This window comes from Aureivirga marina, from assembly GCF_015767265.1.
Taxonomy (GTDB): domain Bacteria; phylum Bacteroidota; class Bacteroidia; order Flavobacteriales; family Flavobacteriaceae; genus Aureivirga; species Aureivirga marina.
In genome coordinates this window covers 488,453-510,385 of the sequence record NZ_JADPIB010000003.1, presented here as the reverse complement: position 1 = coordinate 510,385, position 21,933 = coordinate 488,453, and the positions used below count along the sequence as shown (strand labels likewise).

Sequence of the window (21,933 nt, the reverse complement as noted above, 5' to 3'; positions counted from 1 at the left end):
GGAGGAGGATGTGAGAATCCAGTGCTTGCATTTGGAGTGATTGATTTCCCAAAATACTTTACACCAAACAATGATGGAATCCATGATGTATGGAAGATTCAAGGATTGGAGAGTGGAGATTATATTAGTGTAGAGATTTATATCTTTGATAGATATGGAAAAGTAATCTCAAAACTAGATCCATTACAAGGATGGAATGGACTTTCAGTTCATGGAAATCCGCTACCATCAACTGATTATTGGTTTACTTTAGATATCGTTAAGCAAGTTGGACAAACACAAGAAGGTCTGCCAACAACTAGACGTTATACGAAGAAAGGACATTTTAGTTTGATTAGGAGATAATACTTTAAACTAATAAAAATAAAAACCTCTCAATTTCATTAAGAATTGAGAGGTTTTTTTATTTAATAAAAATTGTATTGAAAACAAATTTGGCTTAGGGATAGCAGCGGCATCCTTTTGCGTAGGAACGGAGCAAAAGATATAGCGGATAGCCCGACCTAAAATGTAATGGAGGGAAAGCTCCAGAAGTTAATTTTCCAATTTGTAAAAAGGTTCTAAAATCTTTTTGTTATTAGAATAAATTGCAAAAGCGATATTTTCAAATTGATTTGGGAATTTTTCTGAAATTACTTCCTTAAAATACGTTGCAATATCTTCAGGATTGTTTTGAAAAACTCCACATCCCCATGCACCTAAAACAACAGAAGTATGATTGTTTTCAAGAGCAATTGCGAGTACTTTTTCAATTCGGATTTTCATCACATTTTCGATTAAATGTGCTTTTTTAGCTTCTTTTTTACGTACAATTCCTGCGTTTACAGCTGGAGCTGTGATGATGCTACAAGTAACTAAATTTTCTAAATTTTCTCCACTTTCATCTTTGAAAATTGGAACATTTGGACTATAAATCATATAGTCTGTGTAAAGACAAGATCGCGTATTTCGATTAGTTTGATAATATTCGCTAGCATTTAAAAGTGTAGGATAAAGTCCGGTTGCACGAGCAATACTTTCTTCTTGTGCCTGACTTCCACCAAGAAAACCACCACCTGGATTTTTCGCAGAAGCGAAGTTTAAGCAAATTGTATTTTCAAAACCGTTTTCAATTAATTTTCTTGTTGCATTTAAAGTGGTATCTCTAATTACATAAATATTTGTTTCAAAAGTCGGTTTAGTAGACCAGTCTGTTTCTAATAATTTATCAGATTCGTTTGGTCTATATAATTTGGTGTTTTTTTCTGCTTTTGTTTGAATGTCTTTAATTGTAATTTTCTTACCAGAGGAAGTTGAGAAAAAACCATCATCTAGGATTTTTAAAGTTTCTTCTGCTAAGCTTTTTCTTTTTTGTCTGTTTGTGTTCATTTTTATTTTATACCAATTTTTGTTTGAATTTCTTTAGGAACAGGATACACTTTTTCAGTAGGAAGTAATCTTTTAGCTTCTTTATACTTCCCTTGTTTTCGAAGTTGATTGATTTTTTTAGTTAAAGGAGTGAAATCAATAATTTCTTGTATACCTTCATTATTAAATTCCTCGATTAAAAATCTGCTAATTCCAACTTGAATGGAACGTTCATTTAATTTTCCACCTTTTAAAGTTCTTTCAGGATCCCATTGAATATGAACTTTTGCATTTGAAAATTGTTTTTCCCAATCAAATCCAGAAGAATAAATTTCTTTATCAGGATGTGTTAGAACTCCTAGAGAAAGTGCTTTTTCCCAAAAATCTCTTTTAATTTTTATACCTAAAATAAATTCTTGATTACTTTTTGTTCCCCAATTACTTCTCTCCATTAACCAGAGATAGGAAGGTTTAATCCAAGTCATTCGATGAAAAGAAAAAGGAGTTTCAAATTTATTGTTTCTAATTGCTGGTAAGGCAATATTTTTATTATAAGCTTGATAAACAGTTATTGTTTCTTTTGTAAAAGTTGCTCTAATTTCTTGGTTTTTCATTTTTCATTTTCAAGCAATAATTTATTTTGTTTTTGCAATGATACAAAAAAATAGAAAGTAACGAAATATAAAAAGACTATCTTTAATACAAAAGATAGTCTTTCAAATCATACTAATTGAAACCAATATTTATAGCTTCATCAAATCTAAAGTAAATACTATTCAACTGGGTCTGGAGGTAAAATAATATAACCCATATCTAAAGTTCCTACGAACTTTTGAACGAAAGTTGGATCATGCATAAAACTATTATTGTTTAAAAATTCTGCATGATAAGCCAAACCATTAATTCCTCTATACACCTTCACTTTGATATAATAGTTCGCTACAACGTTTCCGTTTACCTTTTTACGCATTCTTCCTGTGAAAGTTTGGTAATCTGGTGCTGAAATTTGAGCATAATCTCCATCATAATTATATGCTGCACCGTCGAAATAAAAGCTTCCTTTTACAGAACCTTCTGCTGGGAATTCTTCGATTAAATCTCCAGGAATGATAACTTGCGCAGAAGTTACAAAAGACAGTGCAAAGATTGCTAATAAGCTTAAAATAAGTTTTTTCATTTTTTTGTTTAAAAATTTAGATTATTAATTTATTCATCCAAATAAGGAACTTACACACCTTATTTAGTTTAAATAATTGTGAAAATATTTCTTCAATGTTTGTAGTAATAATCGATTATTCTCTTTAACAAAATTTTGTTACTCTAAATAAATGAAAAACTTATAATTATCCTTGTCTTTTTTTTACAAATACTGATAGAATATTATCTAATATAAAAGATAAAATAGTATTAGTATAACTATTTATATAAACTTAATTTTTATTGTATTGATTTAGATATAAATTTGTCAATTAAAATATTAAAATGAAAAAAGAGCAGAAAAAAGGAATTCGAAATTTAGTATTGATTTTTTTATTTTTTATTGTTTGTTTTGCTGCGTATAAAAAAGATAAACAAATTAAACAAAAAGATATCGTTTATGGATGTAGAACACATTTAATCGAAAGAAAATTAAATGATGAGCAAAAGATTGGAAGAAAAATTTTCAATTCATATTGTTCGGTTTGTCACAAATTAGATAAATATATTCTAGGGCCCAAATTAAAAGATGTTTCTAAAAATGACTGGTTGAAATTTCAAAAGAAGAGAGTAATAAGGAAAGATTCTATTTATAATCATGAATTATTTTTTTCTGAAGAATCTATTGTTTTAGATTCTATTTCTTTAGATTATTTATGGAAATATTTACATTGATTTTTTCTAAAATATAATTAGAAAAACACGTATTTTTGCTTTTAATTGGAAACAAAAAAAAGGTTTTTCAGTCTTTAAATTAAAAACATATTAAATAGTTTATTTTCAATTATTTAATATGTTTTTTGTAATTTATATGTTAAATAGATTTTATTTATCTATTGTTAAAATAAACATTTAAATTATTGATTTACAGTTGTTTAAATAAATTTAGTTCAAGTTTTAGTTTAGATTTTTAATTTGTTAAAATACTGAAGAACTCATAATTGTTAATTTTTAAAAATTTGTTGCTTTATCAAATATATTAATGTCATATTACCAATTTCTGTTCAGAATTTATTCACTTACAGAATAACGGAAGCTGAAGCTTCTTTTTTGAAAAAAGGAATGCGTGTTGCAGTTCCATTTGGAAAGTCGAAAATCTATACTGCGCTTGTAGAAGAAATTCATGAAACTGCTCCTACGAAATACGAAGTCAAAGATATTTTTCAGATTTTAGACGAAGAACCAATTGTAACTGAAAAACAATTACTTTTTTGGAAATGGATTGCAGAATATTATATGTGTACTTTGGGCGAAGTTTTTCGAACAGCAGTTCCGACAGCTTTTATTTTGGAAAGTGAAACGATTGTTTTTAAAAATCATTCTTTTACGGAAGAATCCATGTTAAATGACAATGAGTTTTTGGTTTTTGAAGCGTTGACAAATGCATCTCAATTGACAATTCAAGAAATCAGTAAGATTATATCAAAGAAAAATTGTTTGCCAATTATCAAATCTTTATTAAAGAAAGAAGCGATAAAAGTAAAAGAAGAAATTTTTGAACAATACAAACCAAAATTGGTAAAATATGTTCGATTAAGTGAAAAATGGGAAAGCAATGAAAAGCTTGGAGAATTATTAGATTCATTAAATCAAAGAGCTCATAAGCAAAGAGAAATTGTTTTGACTTTTTTCCAATTAAAAACTTCAGGTAAACCAATTACAGCAAAAACTTTACAAGAAAAATCAGGAACTTCGAGTGCTATTTTAAAAACTTTAGTTGATAAAGGAGTATTTGAAATTTACCATATTCAAACAGATCGAGTTTCATTTCAGCCTGAAGAAAAAGAAAAAATTAAAGAATTAACTGAAGCACAAGCAGAAGCTTTTGAAAAGATTGTCGATTCGTATAAAGAGAAAGATATTACGCTTTTTCAAGGTGTTACATCAAGTGGAAAGACAGAGGTTTATGCGAAATTAATTCAACGAGTAATTGATGCTGGAAAACAAGTTTTATATTTAGTTCCAGAAATTGCTTTAACAACACAATTGATTGAGCGTTTACAATTGTATTTCGGAGATCAAATGACTGTTTTTCACTCGAAATATTCGGTAAATGAACGCGTAGAAGCATGGAATCATGTTTTGAATAAGACAGAAAAATCAAAACTAGTTATTGGCGTTCGAAATGCAGTTTTTTTACCTTATGATAATTTAGGTTTAATTATTATTGATGAATCGCACGAATCCTCATATAAACAATCTTTAAAAGCTCCATATTTTCATGGAAGAGATGCAGGAATTGTTTTAGCAAAATTATTTCATGCTAAAACGTTGTTAGGTTCTGCGACGCCTTCTTTAGAAAGTAGTTATAATGTAGAGCAACAAAAATATGGATTCGTTCCTTTAACAACACGTTACCAGAATATTTTACTTCCAGAAATTGAATTAATTGATATTAAAGAAAAATATCGAAAAAAGCGTATGAATGGTCATTTTTCAGATCGTTTGCTTAAAATGATGGAAGAAGCTTTAGAAGAAAAAGAGCAAATTATAATTTTCCAGAATAGAAGAGGATATGCGCCAATTTTAGAATGTAAAACCTGTGGAAATATCCCAAATTGTCCAAATTGTGATGTTTCTCTGACTTTTCATAAACATCGTAAAGAACTTCGTTGTCATTATTGTAATTATGTTCAAGCTGTGCCACATAATTGTGTTGCATGCGGAAGTAGAGAATTGGATACAAAAGGATTTGGAACAGAGCAAATCGAAATGGAATTGGAGAAATTGTTTCCAAATCATAAAATTGGAAGAATGGATTCGGATACTACAAGAAAAAAATATGGATTTCATACTATAATTTCTAAGTTTAAAGCACAAGAAATTGACATACTTGTTGGAACACAAATGCTTGTAAAAGGTTTGGATTTTGATAATGTAACTTTGGTTGGAGTTTTAAATGCTGATACGATGTTAAATTTTCCAGATTTTAGAGCACATGAAAAGAGTTTTCAGCTTTTAACACAAGTTGCAGGAAGATCAGGGAGATTTAAAAAAAGAGGAAAAGTAGCAATTCAGACATTTAATCCATATCATCAAATTTTACAACAAGTTTCTACAAATGCCTATAATTTGATGTATAAAGAGCAATTACATGAACGCTGGATTTTTAAATATCCGCCTTTTTATCGTGTGATAAAATTGACTTTTAAACATCGAGATTATCAAAAAGTAGAAGCAGGAGCAAATTGGTTTGCACAAGGTTTAAGAAATGGGTTTCAAGAAAATGTTTTAGGACCTACAATTCCACCAATTTCTAGAGTTCGAAATGAATATATTCGAACAATTATTGTAAAAATTCCACCAAAACAAGGTATTAAAGGAACGAAGAAATATATTCAGAAAATGAAAAATACATTTCAAGCTGTTGCAGAATTTCGTCCAATTAAATTCATAATTGATGTAGATGCTTATTAATCTAAAAAATATTTTTAAATATTTATTGCTTAAAACTTTCTTTTTAAATTATTGATTTCAAATAATTTGAAAACATCTTTTTTTAGTTTGCTGTTTGTTTTTTTAATTAAAATATTTACTATCTGTAATGATTCTAAAAATTACCGACTAATAGGGAAATTTAGAACAAAACATGTATAGAATAGCACTTGCAACATTAGGATTATTAGTTGCGTCATGTAATACTTCAGAAGGAAAAAAGGAAATTCACAAAGAAGAAAAGCCTCAAGAAATTAAAGTAGATATTTCAAAATATCCAGTAGAATTAGTTAAAGTTTTTGAAGCACATGGAGGAATCCAAAATTGGAAAAACCAGAAAATGCTTTCTTATAAGCGTGGTGGTGAAAAATTCATGACGGATTTACATACAAGACAAAATGTTTTAGAAACTGAAAAATTCAAAATGGGATTTGATGGAAAAGAAGCTTGGATTCAACAAGATTCTACTTATTTCAAAGGGAAACCTGAATTTTACCACAATTTATATTTTTATTTCTTAGCAATGCCTTTTGTTTTAGGAGATGATGGAATTGTGTATGATACAAATGTTGAACCGATTACGGTGGACGGAAAAACATATAAAGGAATTAAAGTTTCTTATAATGATGGTGTAGGAACATCATCAAAAGATAATTATATTTTATTCTACGATGAAGAAACACATCAAATGAAATGGTTAGGTTATACTGTTACTTATTTTTCAAATGAAGCTTCAGAAAAATATAGCTTAATCAAATATGAAGATTGGAAAAATATTGATGGCGTTTCTTTACCAACGAAATTAACTTGGTTCGATTTTACAGATTATAAAGTTGGAGAACCAAAAGGAAAACCTACTGTTTTTGACAATATTATGTTGAGCAAAGAAGCTCCAAGTCAAGACATGTTTATGAAACCATAATTTTTATCTAAGGAATCTATCTTTGAGAGGGATAGAAAATCAAAAAAAGCATTGATATTTATTTTCAATGCTTTTTTTATTTGAATAAATTAAAATTGTCTTTTTCCTTTTTTTAAATTATTTGTAATTTAAATGAAAATTGAAAAAAGGATGACAAAAAATGAAGTTAAGGGAATTAGTTTTGCTTTTTTAACAGCTATTTTAATTGGTGTTGAATTAATTGTTGTAAAACTTGGTTTAGATAAAATTGATGTAATTACTGTTATTTGGTTACAGTATTCTTTAGCGATGATTGGATTTTTGATTATGACACAAAAGATGAAATTCAATAAAACTAGAATTAAAGAAAATTATAAAATGATTATTATTTCCAGTTTAGCACAATTGGGAAATATCGTTTTTCTTTACAATGCTATTTCTGAACTTTTTCCTGATTTTGTAGCAATGATGGAGCTCTCTGGCGATTTATTTGTGATTGTTGGTGGAATTATTTTCCTACAAGAAAGTATTTATAGAATGCAAAAAATTGGTTTTGTTTTAGTGCTTTTAGGAATCGGACTTTATTTTCATCAAACTTTTTTTCAAGTGGAATCGAAACATTTTAATTTAGGCTTATTGAATTTATTATTGGCTGAAATTTGTTGGGCTGTATATGCTTTGACACAAAAAGTTTTAGTGAAAAAAGAAATTCCTGCTTGCAATTTAAATTTCTTCACTTTCCTTTGTACAAGTTTATTTTTGCTTCCTTTTGTTGAATTTGGTCATATTTCTAGTTTCAATACTGGAATTTGGTTTTTAATTGGAATTGCCGTTTTTTCAACTTTATATACATACACTTCTTTTATTAAAGCTTTTGAATATATTGATGCTGGAAAAGTGAGTGTTATCTTAGCAATTTCGCCTTTTTTGACTGTAATTTTAATTTACATTTATAATTTATTTGGAGAAAACCCTATAAAATTAACTACGTTAAATACTTTAGAAGTTTTCGGAGGTGTTTTACTTTTTGCAGGCGCAATTTTGAGTAGTTGGACTCCAAAAACTTCAGAAGCGAAAACTTAATTTTTTGGCAAATATTCTTTTGGAATTGGATTTTCTGCTGTTTCTCTTAACCAATAAACTGTCAAAACATACCATCTTCCGTTTTCATAATAAAGCTGAATATTATTAATTCCACGCAAAGTTGGTTTTTCTTGTTCTTTTGTCATTCGAATTTCATAAGTAGTAAAAACTTGCGCATTTGTTCCAAAAACATTTTGTGTTCGGTGAATTTCTCTTTCAAAAAAACCATTTTTTTCCATCCAAATACCATGTGTTTCAGAAAATTCTCTAGGACTTATAAAAACTAATGAATCTTTACCAGTTTTTGAACGAACAGAATGAATTAAATTTGCTTTTGGATGATATAGATGTAGAAATAAATTCCAATCTCTTTTCTTTCCAGCTGGGCCAGAAATAACTTCATATAATGTGTTGATTGTCGAATTTATATCTTTCGTATATGCTGAATAATCTTTTTCTTGAGCTTTTAAATTCGAAAAGAAAAAAGATAGACAAATAAAAAGTATTAGTTTTTTCATATAAATTTGGATTTATTCTAGATTTAGTAAAAATAAGAATTCAATTTACACTTTAATAAAAAAATAAAGAATGAAATTTATAGAAATTGAGCCAAAAAATAGTTTTGAATCTAATAATCCAAAAATTGAAAAATTGTATCCACAATTTGTAAAAATTTTAGAAGAATTAAATAAGAGAGAAGTTCCTCAAGAAATTGTAGAAATTATAAATAAAGAAATTCAAAAAATAAATGAAACAAAAGATGAAGTTTTAGCTTTACGAAAACAAATTATGAAATCGCAATTAGTGATTTTAAATATTGTGGAGAAAAAGATGAAATTAGTAACAAAAAATTATTATAAAAATTTATGGTTAACGCTTGGAATGACAGTTTTCGGACTTCCTTTTGGAGTTGTATTTGCGTTTGCTTTAGATAATATGGCATTTATCGCGATTGGTTTGCCAATCGGAATGGCAATTGGTTTAGGTGCTGGATCTCAAATGGATAAAAAAGCTGAAAAAGAAGGAAGAATGTTAAATATTTAATTCCTTATAAAATAAATTAGATAAAATGAAAAACCTCAGAATTTCTGAGGTTTTTTTTGTTATTTAGAAAGATAAATTAAAGCCAAATCATCTGTAAGAACATGATGATAATCAACTTCCAATTCTTGGATTTTTTGATATAATTCTTGTCCACTTTTTATATTTTCATTTAATAAAAAATCAATTACCTTATCTTCTTTCCATTCTTTGTTTCGAAATTTTAAATTTTTAAAAGAGAAAATTCCATCTGTTGCAATAATCAATTTTTCAAAAGTAGAAAGCTTCATTTTTTGAGGGAAATTAGTATACCAATTTTCAAAATCTTCTTGTAAATGATATGCTAAATAATCAGGTTTATCATTTTGATCAAAAATAAAAACTTCTTTTTCTGTATAAATCATTCCATCACCAATACAAATAATAGTAGTTTTTTGAGTTTCAATATTTGTAATTCCTAAAATTAAAGTGGATAATAATTCATTTGTTTCTAAATGTAATTGATTTTTAATCTGTTTTAATTCAAAGAATAATTTAGAAACAACATTTTTTAAAATAAAATCAATAGATTTTTCAGTTGCTGAAACAAATTCTTGATAATAAAAGTCTTTTGCTATTTTCCGTAATATTTTACCAAAAAGAGTAGAAGCAAAGGAAGATTCTGTTCCCATTGAACAACCATCCATCACAGCGATTAATTTTAAATTTTTTGCAATTTTTTCTTCAACAAGGAAATCTTCACAGTTGTTTGTATGAAAACTTCCGATTTTCAATAAGTTAAATGAATTCATAGACTTCAAAATTAATTATAATTTATTTCATATTATGTATAATTTTTAGATTAGTTTACTAAGAATTCTTTAATTGGCATGTGCTTTGTTATGAGATTCGAAACTTATTAACTTAGAATAGAAAACCAAACAATCATGAAAAAAAACTACATTTTATTAACTTTAGCTTTATTGCTTAGTATTCAGTTATTTGCTCAGAAAAAATACAATGTCATTGTTTATACAAATGAAAATGAGAATTTTTGGTTGACACTAAATGGTGTAAAACAAAATGAAGAACCAACAACCAATGTAAAAGTGACAGATTTGAATGCGCAGAATTATGCGATTAAAATTATTTTTGAAAACAAACATAAAGAACCTTTAGAAAAAACACTTTGGTTACCTGAACAATCATCAGAAATTACATATCGAATTAAGAAAAAGAAAAAAGGAAATTTAGTTTTAAGGATGTTTTCCGTAGTTCCTTTACAAGAATCTGTAATTCAAAAATCGGATAAAAGTGTGGTGAAATATACTCCAGTTCCAAGAAATGCAACAGAATCTACAAAAGTTGTAACAACTACGACAACAGTTTCTGGAGGAAAAAAGAAAGGAAATAAAGGAGGAAGTATCAGTGTAAATATTGGAGATAATAGTTTTGGATTAGATGTAAATATTAACGATTCAGATGCTGATACAGATAAAGAAGTTGTTGTTACAGAAACAATTACCACAACAACACAAGAACCAGAAGTTGTTTATGAAATTGTAGAAGAAGGATGTCGTTTTCCAATTGAAAATGGAGAATTGAATAGAGCAAAAGAATCCATTTCTTCTAAAAGCTTTCCTGATACAAGAATTAGTATTGCAAAACAAATAATCGATAACAATTGTTTTGATGCAAATCAGGTGAAAAATTTAGTGAGTATTTTTACTTTTGAAGATTCAAAATTGGAAGTTGCAAAATATGCTTATCATAAAACTATTGATAAAGAAAATTATTATAAAGTAAATGATGCTTTTGATTTTGACATGACGATTGAAGAATTACAAGATTACATTCGAAATCAACAATAAATTATTACCAAACTTTAAATTAATTCTAATATGAAAAACTATTTAATTTTTACACTTTTATGTTTATTTTCATTTACAACTTTTGCGCAAAATGATTATGAACTTACAATTTTTAATAAAAGAGAAAAGAAATTTACACTTTTTATAAATGGAATAAAACAAAATGATCATCCGACAGATGAAGTTACAATTCCAGGATTAACAGATCGAAAATATAATTTAATGATTATTTTTAAAAATAAAAATTTAAAATCTTTCCAAGAAGAAATTACAATGCCAGATGAATCTGGTGAAATTGCTTATAAAATTAAAAGAAAGAAAAAAGGTGATTTTTATTTAAAATTATATGCACAGATTCCTAGAGAATATAAAGATTTTATTCACGTAGAAGATAATGAAGAAGTGGTTGATTCTGAAGGTCCTGATAATGAAGTGGAAGTGGTTGTAGTAAAAGAAGATGAATGTAAACCGATGACTTCTTCTGATTTTGATTCTGCTAAAAAATCAATTAAATCTAAAGCTTTTAGCGAAACAAAAATTCGTGTTGCTAAGCAGATAATTGATTATAATTGCTTTACTGTTTCGCAGGTTGGAGAACTAATGAAGATTTTTTCTTTTGATGATTCAAAATTAGATATTGCAAAATATGCTTTTGATAAAACAACAGATAAAGGAAATTATTATAAGTTAAATGATCTTTTTTCTTTTGATTCTTCCATCGAAAAACTACAGAAATTTATTAAAAATCAAGAAAAATAAACTAAAAATAGCCTTCAATTTGAAGGCTATTTTTTTATTGTAATGCTTTATAAAATTCATTTCTTAATTCTTCCACTTCATCTGCATTGTATTTTCTAGAATAATGAACTGGTGTCGGATTTTTCACTTCACATTCTTTCATAATTTTTGCAGAAGCACTTGCATAACTATGAAAATTTAAAATAGCTGCTTCTTTATCTTCCTCTTTATAAAATGCTTCAATATAAACTTGATTTGTTTCTGAAAATAGATTTTTAATTTTTTCATGATTTTCAGAATTTGCAGCATGATCCATGATAATTCCAAAAGAATCTCCTTGTTTTCGCTCTAATAAATGAAATAAATCTTTTGCAAAATAAGTAGTTCCTTCAATTTCTATTTCCTGATTTTCATTTTTGGAGTCAAATGCTTCTTTAAGTTGTCTTGCCCAAATTCCACCTTTAAAACCGCTATCTTTAATATTTAATTTCACAGTGTCAAATTCTTTAAAAAGATAGGCAATGGAAGGTGTTTTATGATCTAAAATTGTAAAATCAACTTCAAATTTTTTTGTTTTATAAATTTTTTCAGAAGTTACAGTTTTCAATTTTTTTAATTCCCAAGTTGGAGGAATTAATTCATAATAATCAATTGTGTTTTCATCAATAATCTCACGAATTTCATAAGCGATTGCATTTTCTTGAATTAAATTCCAAGTAAAACCTAGAATTTTAGCTTGAACTTGTTTAGCAATATCTTTTGGTCCACAAATAACAATTCGTTTTTGAATTCCTAGTTGATGTCTTAAAATTGTATCGAAATTGATAAAATGATCGATGTGTGTATGACTTATAAAAATAGCCTCCGTTTCATGACAATCTTTTATAGTTAAATTGCTTGCATCTCCGCATTCGCAAATAAAACTTCCACTATAATTAGAAACTTTTACCATTACGGAAATATCTTCATCAGCATTATTTTTTAATTCTGGTGTAAACATATGTAATTTTTTTGCAGCGAAAATAGGGAAAATATTTTATGAAATTGAATTCAATAAAAAAACTCCAACCAAAACAGCTGGAGTTTTTAATATATTTTTAAATAATTATTTACTTGCAAAAAGTTTTACATCACTTTCAGAAACTTGACTTCCTCCTAGGATGATTAATCGTTCAACAACATTGCGAAGCTCACGAATATTTCCTGTCCAATCATAATCTTGTAAAAGAGTTACGGCATCTTGTGTAAAAGATTTTGGAGCACTTCCTTGTTCTTCACTAATCTTTTTTGCGAAATGATTTACCAAAGCAGGAATATCTTCTTTTCGGTCATTTAAAGAAGGAACTTTAATTAAAATTACAGCCAATCTATGATATAAATCTTCTCTAAATTTCCCTTCTTCAATTTCTTGTTTTAAGTTTTTATTCGTTGCAGCAATTACACGAACATCCACTTTAATATCTTTATCAGATCCAACTCTAGAAATTCTATTTTCCTGTAAAGCTCTCAAAACTTTAGCTTGTGCAGACAAACTCATATCACCAATTTCATCTAAGAAAATAGTTCCGCCATTTGCCAATTCGAATTTTCCAGCTCTATCTTTATTTGCGCCTGTAAAAGAACCTTTTACATGTCCGAAAAGTTCACTTTCAATAAGTTCAGATGGAATTGCAGCACAATTTACTTCAATCATTGGTTTTTTCACACGATCACTTTTTTCGTGTAACCAATGTGCAACAATTTCTTTTCCGGCTCCATTTGGTCCAGTAACTAAAACTCTTGCATCTGTATGTGCAACTTTTTCAATAATAGATTTAATATGAACAATTGCTTCACTATCACCAACCATTTCATATTTTTTGCTTACTTTTTTCTTTAAAATTTTATTTTCAGTAACCAGTTTATTTTTGTCCAGCGCATTTCGAACCGTATTTAAAAGTCTATTTAAATCTGGTGGTTTTGAGATATAATCAAAGGCTCCAAGACGCATTGTGTTGATAGCAGTATCAATATCACCGTGACCAGAAATCATTACCATTACCGTTTCTGGTTTAACAGATTTTAATTTTTCTAATACTTCAACACCGTCCATTTTTGGCATTTTAATATCGCATAAAATTAAATCGTAATCATTTTTGGTTGCCATTTCAAGTCCCATAAGACCATCTTCAGCTTCTTCAATTTGATAAGCGTCGTTTTCTTCTGCAATGATTTTTTTCAAAACTCGACGAATTGCAGCTTCATCTTCTATGATCAGTATTTTTGACATTCTTCGCTAATTAGTTAATTTTTGTTAATGGTTCTTTTCTTTAGTTTTGATACTTTTTCTTTCTATCGAAAAAACTATTCAATAAATAAAAATTGACTTAAAAGACTATTAACTTTACAAAGTTCTATTTTTATTTTTGGTCTAAAAGTTATAAAAATGATAAAATGTATCCAACTAAAGTTTTTGTTAATTAAAATTGTTTGGCTAAAAGTGTTTTTAATTTAAAATAAACTAAAATTAAAAATTGCTTAGTATTTTAACCATTTCCATAAGTCTTTGTAAGTAGGCTTTTTACCGTACATTAAAATTCCAACTCGATAGATTTTGGCAGCAAACCAAACAATTCCAAGGAACGTAAGCAATAATAATACCATAGATATTGCTAATTCTCCCCAAGAAACACCGAAAGGAATTCGCATTAACATCACAATTGGTGAAGTTAATGGAATATATGAAAAAGCAACAGCAATTGGACCATGAGGATCGCTAATTACAGCAGCAAATCCAACATAAACAGCTAACATTAATGGTAAAATTACTGGAAGCATAAATTGTTGTGTATCAGTTTCATTATCAACAGCAGCTCCGATTGCAGCATAAATTGAGCTATATAAAAGATAACCTCCAAGGAAATAGAAAATAAACATTACCACAATTTTTAGAATAGGTAATTGTAAAATCTCCACTAAAATTTGTTGAATTTTTCCTTGACTTTGAATTTCTTTAATCGCTTCTAATTGCTCAGAATTCATTTGCATTTGTGGTGTTTGTGCATGAAGTTCCGAAGAATCGATTCCAAGAACAATAGTTAAAACAAATCCGAAAATAAAAATTAAAACTCCCCAAATAGCAAATTGTAATAATCCAGCAAAAGCATTTCCTAAAATTTTTCCAAGCATTAAATGAAAAGGGCGAACAGAAGAAATAATTACCTCAATAATTCTACTTGTTTTTTCTTCAATTACACTACGCATTACAGAAGCTCCATAAACAATAATAAACATCATGATTAAATAACCAGAACCCATTCCGATAATGGTTTTAATAATTCCAATGATTTTAGAAGTTTTTTCTCCAGAAAAATTAGAAAGTTTAATGTCTGCCTTTATATTTGAAGCCGAAAGTTCAGTTTTATCAATTCCAAATTCTTGTAATTTTCTTGTTCGAAGATTTTTTTCAATTACATTTTCGATATTATCCAAAATGTTTACACTTGGTGTATCATCAGAATGAAACTCGATTTTTTTAGCTAATTCATCAATATTTTTAGTTTTAGGAATTACTAAAAGTCCATAATATTTTTCTTTTTCAGTTATTTTCTCCGCTTCATCAACACCCAATGCTGTAAGATCTTTATATTGAATTCCGTCAACATCTTTAAAATCTTGTTTGGTGAAATAGGCTGAACCATCAACATATGCAATGGTTTTAATTTTATCGTTATTTACTTTGCTTAAGAAAACTATCAAAAATCCCATTCCAACCATCAAAAGTGGACTTAAAAAAGTCATGATGATAAAAGATTTGTTACGCACTTTCGCGTTGAATTCTCTTTTGACAATTAATTTTAAATTACTCATTTTTCTTTTTAAATAGGATTTTAATTATTTTCTACAGATTGGATAAAAATATCGTTTACACTAGGAATCATTTCAACAAAGTGAGAGATTTCGGCTCTTGAAGTTAAAAATTGCAATAATTCGTTTGGTGAAGTTCCTTTTGGAATCTGAATATTTAGTTTTAAATTATCATAGATAGAATTAAAACTAGCTTCTGAAATAGAGAATTTTTCATTTAATTCATTACGTAAAATTTCTGTATTTTCTGTATGAATTCCAACTTCAAAAGTATTTGTTCTAAATTGTTTTTTTACATCGATTAATTTTCCATCTAAAATTTTATTAGACTTATGAATTAAAGCAATATGATCACAAAGTTCTTCCACAGATTCCATTCGATGTGTAGAGAAAATGATGGTTGCACCTTCATCACGAAGTTGTAAAATTTCATCTTTAATCAAATTTGCATTCACAGGATCAAAACCACTGAAAGGTTCATCGAAAATCAACAATTTTGGTTTGTGCATTACAGTTACAATAAATTGCACTTTTTGCGCCATTCCTTTAGAAAGTTCCTGAACTTTTTTTCCCCACCAATTAGAAATATCAAATTTTTCAAACCAATATTCCAAGCGAGCTTTTGCTTCTTTTTTAGACAATCCTTTCAATTGGGCTAAATAAAGTGCTTGTTCACCAACTTTCATACTTTTATATAAACCTCTTTCTTCAGGTAAATATCCAATATCTTTAATGTGTTTTGCTTCTAATTTTTCATTGTCTAGATAAACCGTTCCTTGATCTGGTAAAGTAATTTGATTTATAATTCTAATTAAAGAAGTTTTTCCTGCACCATTAGGGCCTAAAAGACCAAAAACGCTTCCTCTTGGAACAGCAAGAGAAACATCATTTAATGCTCTGTAATCTCCGTAATTTTTAATAATATTTTCGGCAACTAGTAAATTATCCATGTATTCACTTTTTTTTACCAAATATACAGTTTTAAAGTAAAAATGAGATTAGAAAAAATGTTTTAAAAAGAAAAGGATTTTTAAGTAGAATTTAATTGAAAATCTTCATAAAAAATTAAGTCAAAAATATTATGATTTTCTTGTTTTTTTAACAGATAAAATTTGGCTAAATGTTAAATATTCTAAAAAGCTGATAAAAACATAAATTATTGATTGTCAGTAAATTAAATATGTTTTAAATTTATAATAAACAAAATTAAATAATATGAAAACAATTAATTACTATTTAGTTTTATTGACTATTATTTTATCGTTTTCTGCCTGTGTGGATAAAGAAACACTTCCAACAATAGAAGAGGAGGCTGTAGGGTTTTTATATACAACTACAAATTCTTCAAATGGAAATGAAATAGTAGCAATGGGACGAAACAGACATGGGGCTTTGACAGAATTGAAAGATTCGCCATATAGCACAGGAGCAAATGGTGATGCAATTCGAGGTGATTTTGATTCACAAGAAGCGATGATGCTAGTAGGAGATTTTTTATTAGTTGTGAATGCGGGAGGAAATCCATTGAATGGATCAATTAGTGTGTTTAAAGTAAATAAATATAATGGTACTTTAGAACAAGTAGATCAAAATCCAGCAACTTCAACAGTTGACAATTGTGATTCAAAAGGAGTGAGACCTGTGAGTTTAGCACATACTTTTGATTCAGGAAAATTATGGGTGATTGTTGCAAATCAGTATGCAAATCCAAGTTACACTGGAAATCCACCAGTTCAAAATGGAACAGTTGAAAATACGAATTTACGTAATTTAGCAGTTTTTGAATTAGATCAGTCTACAGGAATTTTATCATATAACAATACAGATATTGTTTATAATGATGGAAATTATGGAGGACCGTCTGCAATTGCTTTTAATTCTACAGGAACAAAATTAGCTGTAACAACTTGGGGAGTTCCACATTTTGAGGTTGCAGAACCAGATCCAGCTTTACAACAACCAAGTAGAGTTTATTTCTATGATTTTAGTGGAGGAATGTTATCACAAACTGCATATTTTGAAGAAGAAGGAATTTCAGGAAGTATTGGTTGTTCTTGGAGTCCAAATGATGCATATTTATATGTAGCAAACTTTAATTTAACAGCAGATAAAGAAGCAAATAGTTTAACTGTTTTAGGAACAGATGCATCAAAAGCTCAAAATTTTGCAACAGGAGATAGAAATGATGAGGCTTGTTGGACATATGTTGGAAACAACCAGTTAAATTTATTTGTAAGTAGTTTTGGAGAAAATATAGTTTCAAGTTTTGAAATTGATCAGATGACTGGTTTAGTCTCAAAAACATTGAATCCTAATTTTTGGGGAAGAAGAGGAAATGTTCCTCCAGGAGATACAAAAGATATGTATGAATTCTATGATAATAGATTATATGTTTCGGGAGCTCTGAAAACGCATGAGATTAGTATTTATCATGTTAGAGGAGATGGAAAGCTTCATGAAATTAAACATTCACCTTTTGTAATTCCTTCTTCAAGAAACAGAAGTAGTTATGATAATGCATTTTTAGGATTAATAGGTTTCGAACGAAAGAAATAGATTAATTGTTTTATTTCATATATCATATTTAGTAAGAATTCCTAATCGATGAAGATTAGGAATTTTTATTTTGTATGAGTTTAAATTTTATTTTCCAATAGTTTCACCCATTTTTACAACAGTTTCTAGACCATTTTTTGTGTTTTCTAGTAAATCTGAATCTAAAGTAATTTTACCTTTTTCAAAGAATAAAACTAGAGTAGAACCTCCAAAAGCAAAATATCCTTTTTCACTTCCTTTTTCTACAATAGAATTTGGTTTATACGTTTGAATAATACTTCCAACCATAGTTGCTCCAACTTCTGAAATTAGAATATCACCATTTTCTTTAGTTTTTAAAATGCTGTATTCTCTTAAATTCTGACAAAAAATTTCTAAGCTTTTTTGTAGTGCTAAAGGAGAAACAGAAAAATAATCTCCATTTATAATTTTAGAATCTGAAATTTCACCAGTTGCTGGCATATGAAAACGATGATAATCAACAGGAGCTAAACGAATAATAACCATTGCTCCATCTTTATATTTTTCAGATAAATTTTTATCGTTTAAAAAAGTTTCAGCAGTAAATTCGCTTCCTTTTACAAAAAAAGAATTACTATCTTTTATAGTTTCGAAAGCTAATAATTTTCCATCAGCGGGAGATACAACTCCATTTCCAATTGGTCTTGCTTCTGGTTTGATTTTTCTATAGAAAAAATCATTAAATGTTTTAAAACCTTCTTTTGGACAAATATATTCAGACATGTCCATATTATATTCTTTAATAAATGAGTCAATTCTGTTTTTTGATATTCCAGAATTCATGAACCATCCACCAAAACTAGAAACGATTTTTCTTTTAAATAATAAATGTAAAGTAGCTTTACCAATTGGTGAATTATATAAAAATTTTAGCATTCCAGCTCCTGGAATTTGCTCAACTATTTTTTTTCCTGTTTTTCGATCAACAAAAGTAACGGACTCCATTCTTTTTATTTCTATTCTTTTTAAAGTTATGCTTCTTGCTTTTCTTGAAAAAAAGCTCCCAAAGATACTATATCAAAAATAAACTAATTGTAACATTTGGTAAAAAATAAACATATTTATTTTTCTAAAAGCAATTTTCTAAATGTCAAACTCATTCTTCCATTTTCTGTATTTTTCTTCGGAATTGCATGTTGCCATTCTTTTTGAACTTCTGCTGTCATGTAAAACAAAGAACCAGAAGGTAATTGGTATTCTTTTTTGATTTCTGGATTAGCAATATTTCTAAAGCGAATTGTTCTTGTTTCTCCTAAAGAAATAATAACAACTCCTGTATTTTCAGCTAAAATATCAGTTTGATCGGAATGATATCCCATTTTTGAATTTCCATCCAAATAATAATTAATCAAGCAATTGTTTGGTTTAAATCCAATATTTTCTTCAATCAGATTTAAAATATTTAATAGACTTTCTGGAAATTCTTGAAAAGGATATGAAATTTGAGAATAATTATACGCTTCTCCAAAACTAGCAGTTTTTCTAGCTTTCATTCTTTCATCCCAAAGAACAAAATCTTTAAGAAATGAGTATAATTCTGCGGAATTTTCAATAAAATTCAGAAAAAATTGAATTCCGATAATATTTTTTTCTTTTAACATCGTTTTTAAAATTTAATAATATAATATCATACTTTTATCTAATATTTATAAAAAAATAATGCAGATATTTTGAATTTAATAAAGATTATTTCTATCTTGAATAAAGGAGAGAAATGCAAAATGCGAAAATAATTAAATATTCTATTATTATTAATTTAAAATTTTGATAAAATATTTAGTTTTGCTGAAAAATATTCAAAATAAAATTAACAAAAAAAGAGATTGAGATTTTAAAATAATTAAAATTTACATCTTGAAATTAAAATTTCTTTTTTGATACAATTGTATTAGAATTTTTTAAATACTTGAACAGAAATATTTAGCTATAAAAAGAAGAAAATTACATTATGGAACATTATAATTTCTTTGCAGGAAATGATTTTAAAGAAAGATATCTAGATGATATAGAGTGTTTTGTCGAGCATTTTGTAGATTTTAATTTTGTGTTTATGGATGAAAAAGAGTTGGAGATTTTACTTTCTCTTATCGGAATTCCAAAACCGAAATGGATTGAAATTGACAGTGATGATTATTCCAAATATTACGATTTTTCTGGTTTTAAATTACCAGAATTTACGGAAGATGATTTTAAAAACTTTTATGAAAAGTGGATAAATAAATCGAATAGGAATAATAATATGGATGAATATGGAAGTTTGTTGTTTTTACAGCAATTTTCAAAAAGATGGAACCAGAGAAAATTCCGAATTATCGTTGTTGAAAAGTAAAATTCACTAAAAAATAAAAAGATTTTCATATAATATTTCCTAACTTCAAAAGAAATGTTATTTCTATGTTTTTTAGGAGATTTATTGTCAAATTGGAAGAAAAATTATTTAGTCCTGGAAGGGTTTTATTTCAGAATTTAAATTCGTATACAAAAGATTTTAAACAATTAATTTCAAAAATAAATAAAGATAAACTACAAGAAGTAGAAGTAATTACACATGGAGTAGGTTCTTGGAGATTTTATCCGATGGGAATTAATAAAGATGAAATTGTTTATGGAAATGGATTTGAATTTCAAAAAACACCAGCGAAAAATATCAACGATTTGATAGATGAGGTTTTAAAAAAGAATCCTACAATTTCTTTTGAAATAGATGTGCAATATCCTCCAGAAAATCATGAAATTCGAAAGAAATTTCCTTTGAATTATGGATGTGTAATTCATGATATTCCTAATTGGGAAAAAATAAAAGTTACTTCAAAAGCTACACAATATTTACAAAGAAATTCTATAAAAAATGTTTTAAATCATTTTGTAAATTGTAAATATTATCAAAAAAGTAAATTACATATTGAAATTAAAGTAACAGAAGAATGTTATGGAAATCAGACTGTAAATTGTGAACTTATTTGTAGAGACTTAGCAAAAGATTTACTAGAATTCATAGAAAAATATAAAAGAGCATCTAATGAAAATTGGATTTGGATTACTTCTTTTTCACCTAAAGCTTTAAAAATATTTCGTAAAAACTTACCTGAAAATTTAAGAAATTCTATAGAATACTCTTTGATTTTAGGATATCAAGGTGGATTTATAAAATCTAAATTAGCACAATTAAAAGGATTTGTTCCAGCTTTTGATGAGAAAATCAAATTAGAAATTTTAGAAATGGATTGGTTGAATTGTATTTGGTTTTCTATACAAGGAATTCCTAATTTTAAAGAAGAATTTATTATATTAAATCAAAAAAGGAAAGAAAGAAATCCAAATATTCCTAATTTAGAATTTAATTTTTCAACATATCAATTTCGAAAAGAAAAGCTTTTTTTGATGCTTTTAAAACATGGAAAATATCCTTTTAATTTTAGAAGTTTTTTAATAGATATTGATGATAAATAAAAATAGTATTAGTATTTAAATCTAAATTATCCGAAACATATTTTTTATTTTATTTAGAATTTTTATTCTGTCAAAAAATCAAGTTCTCCTTTATTTATTTTTTTAGTGAATTGTTTAGAATCCCTATCATTGTTTAAAAAATTAATTACCACAAGATTTGACGATTCTAGATAAGTAAAATTGAAATTTTTCTGTGATACATGAATGTTACCATTGAAAGAAGCTGGATTTGATTGCCAACCAATTTTATTATTTTTTAAAAAATCAATAAATTTTATCCACTTTTCAGAATTTATTTTAATTTCTTTAGTTAGGTTTATATTTAAATTCTTTTGGTTAAGAATTTTCAAAGAGAATGATTCTTTTTGATTAATTATATTATTAAAATCCAAATTGCTTTGGCAGCTAGTCATTGTTAGAATTATAATTATTGTCAGAATTAAATTTCTCATTTTCATATGGGTTCGA

The 21,933-nt window shown here is 27.3% G+C and carries 23 protein-coding genes; 11 read left to right on the top strand and 12 right to left on the bottom strand.

Going from position 1 to position 21,933, the window contains the following annotated elements:
- A partial coding sequence (locus I1A51_RS09035) for a T9SS type B sorting domain-containing protein (protein WP_196893172.1) occupies positions 1 to 345 on the top strand: 345 nt, incomplete at its 5' end.
- A 189-nt stretch (positions 346 to 534) separates the two neighbouring features.
- On the opposite strand, the gene I1A51_RS09030 is transcribed toward I1A51_RS09035, so the two are convergent.
- From I1A51_RS09030 to I1A51_RS09020, 3 genes are all read right to left on the bottom strand, one after another.
- Positions 535 to 1,368: a TIGR02452 family protein gene (locus tag I1A51_RS09030; protein WP_196893171.1), complete on the bottom strand. Its 834-nt coding sequence runs from the start codon at positions 1,366 to 1,368 to the stop codon at positions 535 to 537.
- A gap of 2 nt (positions 1,369 to 1,370) precedes the next feature.
- Positions 1,371 to 1,961: a DUF4291 domain-containing protein gene (locus tag I1A51_RS09025; RefSeq protein WP_196893169.1), complete on the bottom strand. Its 591-nt coding sequence runs from the start codon at positions 1,959 to 1,961 to the stop codon at positions 1,371 to 1,373.
- A 158-nt stretch (positions 1,962 to 2,119) separates the two neighbouring features.
- A complete protein-coding gene (locus I1A51_RS09020) occupies positions 2,120 to 2,524 on the bottom strand; it encodes a hypothetical protein (RefSeq protein ID WP_196893167.1) in 405 nt (134 codons plus the stop codon).
- A 305-nt stretch (positions 2,525 to 2,829) separates the two neighbouring features.
- On the opposite strand from I1A51_RS09020, the gene I1A51_RS09015 reads away from it, so the two are divergent.
- The 4 genes from I1A51_RS09015 (at position 2,830) to I1A51_RS09000 (ending at position 7,963) form a co-directional block, all read left to right on the top strand.
- Positions 2,830 to 3,219 carry a cytochrome c family protein gene (locus tag I1A51_RS09015; protein WP_196893165.1) on the top strand — a complete coding sequence of 130 codons (390 nt, stop codon included), beginning with the start codon at positions 2,830 to 2,832 and terminating at the stop codon, positions 3,217 to 3,219.
- A gap of 282 nt (positions 3,220 to 3,501) precedes the next feature.
- Positions 3,502 to 5,961 carry a replication restart helicase PriA gene (gene priA, locus I1A51_RS09010; RefSeq protein ID WP_449500863.1) on the top strand — a complete coding sequence of 820 codons (2,460 nt, stop codon included), beginning with the start codon at positions 3,502 to 3,504 and terminating at the stop codon, positions 5,959 to 5,961.
- Positions 5,962 to 6,133: 172 nt separating this feature from the next.
- Entirely contained in the window at positions 6,134 to 6,901 is a 768-nt protein-coding gene (locus tag I1A51_RS09005; RefSeq protein ID WP_196893164.1) for a DUF6503 family protein, read from the top strand.
- Positions 6,902 to 7,051: 150 nt separating this feature from the next.
- Positions 7,052 to 7,963, top strand: a complete 912-nt coding sequence (locus tag I1A51_RS09000) for a DMT family transporter (RefSeq protein ID WP_196893162.1) — start codon at positions 7,052 to 7,054, stop codon at positions 7,961 to 7,963.
- Here the strand turns inward: I1A51_RS09000 and I1A51_RS08995 are convergent.
- Positions 7,960 to 8,481, bottom strand: a complete 522-nt coding sequence (locus I1A51_RS08995) for a hypothetical protein (RefSeq protein WP_196893160.1) — start codon at positions 8,479 to 8,481, stop codon at positions 7,960 to 7,962. The genes I1A51_RS09000 and I1A51_RS08995 overlap by 4 nt on opposite strands.
- Positions 8,482 to 8,551: 70 nt before the next feature.
- On the opposite strand from I1A51_RS08995, the gene I1A51_RS08990 reads away from it, so the two are divergent.
- Entirely contained in the window at positions 8,552 to 9,007 is a 456-nt protein-coding gene (locus I1A51_RS08990) for a hypothetical protein (RefSeq protein ID WP_196893159.1), read from the top strand.
- Between the two features lie 59 nt (positions 9,008 to 9,066).
- Here the strand turns inward: I1A51_RS08990 and I1A51_RS08985 are convergent, their stop codons facing one another.
- Positions 9,067 to 9,795 carry a protein phosphatase 2C domain-containing protein gene (locus I1A51_RS08985; RefSeq protein ID WP_196893156.1) on the bottom strand — a complete coding sequence of 243 codons (729 nt, stop codon included), beginning with the start codon at positions 9,793 to 9,795 and terminating at the stop codon, positions 9,067 to 9,069.
- Between the two features lie 135 nt (positions 9,796 to 9,930).
- Between I1A51_RS08985 and I1A51_RS08980 the strand changes: the two genes are divergently transcribed.
- On the top strand, positions 9,931 to 10,854 hold the full coding sequence (locus tag I1A51_RS08980; RefSeq protein WP_196893155.1) for a DUF4476 domain-containing protein: 924 nt from the start codon (positions 9,931 to 9,933) through the stop codon (positions 10,852 to 10,854).
- A 30-nt stretch (positions 10,855 to 10,884) separates the two neighbouring features.
- The gene (locus I1A51_RS08975) at positions 10,885 to 11,613 is read left to right on the top strand and encodes a DUF4476 domain-containing protein (RefSeq protein WP_196893153.1); all 729 of its coding nucleotides are present in this window, start codon (positions 10,885 to 10,887) and stop codon (positions 11,611 to 11,613) included.
- Positions 11,614 to 11,647: 34 nt separating this feature from the next.
- Here I1A51_RS08975 and I1A51_RS08970 read toward each other — a convergent pair whose 3' ends face one another.
- The 4 genes from I1A51_RS08970 to I1A51_RS08955 all read right to left on the bottom strand — a co-directional run bounded on the left by I1A51_RS08970 (position 11,648) and on the right by I1A51_RS08955 (position 16,388).
- Entirely contained in the window at positions 11,648 to 12,592 is a 945-nt protein-coding gene (locus I1A51_RS08970; protein WP_196893151.1) for an MBL fold metallo-hydrolase, read from the bottom strand.
- Between the two features lie 105 nt (positions 12,593 to 12,697).
- On the bottom strand, positions 12,698 to 13,861 hold the full coding sequence (locus tag I1A51_RS08965) for a sigma-54-dependent transcriptional regulator (RefSeq protein WP_196893149.1): 1,164 nt from the start codon (positions 13,859 to 13,861) through the stop codon (positions 12,698 to 12,700).
- A 248-nt stretch (positions 13,862 to 14,109) separates the two neighbouring features.
- On the bottom strand, positions 14,110 to 15,441 hold the full coding sequence (locus I1A51_RS08960) for an ABC transporter permease (protein WP_196893148.1): 1,332 nt from the start codon (positions 15,439 to 15,441) through the stop codon (positions 14,110 to 14,112).
- 20 nt (positions 15,442 to 15,461) lie between these two features.
- Entirely contained in the window at positions 15,462 to 16,388 is a 927-nt protein-coding gene (locus I1A51_RS08955; protein WP_196893146.1) for an ABC transporter ATP-binding protein, read from the bottom strand.
- Positions 16,389 to 16,653: 265 nt separating this feature from the next.
- Between I1A51_RS08955 and I1A51_RS08950 the strand changes: the two genes are divergently transcribed.
- Entirely contained in the window at positions 16,654 to 17,994 is a 1,341-nt protein-coding gene (locus I1A51_RS08950; RefSeq protein WP_196893145.1) for a lactonase family protein, read from the top strand.
- Positions 17,995 to 18,081: 87 nt separating this feature from the next.
- Here I1A51_RS08950 and I1A51_RS08945 read toward each other — a convergent pair whose 3' ends face one another.
- Both I1A51_RS08945 and I1A51_RS08940 read right to left on the bottom strand, forming a co-directional pair.
- Complete coding sequence (locus I1A51_RS08945; protein WP_196893144.1) at positions 18,082 to 18,960, bottom strand: phosphatidylserine decarboxylase; 879 nt, start codon at positions 18,958 to 18,960, stop codon at positions 18,082 to 18,084.
- 116 nt (positions 18,961 to 19,076) lie between these two features.
- Positions 19,077 to 19,616 carry an alpha-ketoglutarate-dependent dioxygenase AlkB gene (locus I1A51_RS08940; protein ID WP_231373998.1) on the bottom strand — a complete coding sequence of 180 codons (540 nt, stop codon included), beginning with the start codon at positions 19,614 to 19,616 and terminating at the stop codon, positions 19,077 to 19,079.
- 347 nt (positions 19,617 to 19,963) lie between these two features.
- Here I1A51_RS08940 and I1A51_RS08935 point away from each other — a divergent pair, with 347 nt between their 5' ends.
- A complete protein-coding gene (locus tag I1A51_RS08935; RefSeq protein ID WP_196893143.1) occupies positions 19,964 to 20,344 on the top strand; it encodes a hypothetical protein in 381 nt (126 codons plus the stop codon).
- 65 nt (positions 20,345 to 20,409) lie between these two features.
- Complete coding sequence (locus I1A51_RS08930) at positions 20,410 to 21,465, top strand: PI-PLC domain-containing protein (RefSeq protein WP_196893142.1); 1,056 nt, start codon at positions 20,410 to 20,412, stop codon at positions 21,463 to 21,465.
- A gap of 62 nt (positions 21,466 to 21,527) precedes the next feature.
- Here I1A51_RS08930 and I1A51_RS08925 read toward each other — a convergent pair whose 3' ends face one another.
- Positions 21,528 to 21,917, bottom strand: coding sequence for a hypothetical protein (locus tag I1A51_RS08925; protein ID WP_196893141.1), 390 nt, complete (start codon positions 21,915 to 21,917; stop codon positions 21,528 to 21,530).
- Between the last annotated feature and the right edge of the window lie 16 nt (positions 21,918 to 21,933).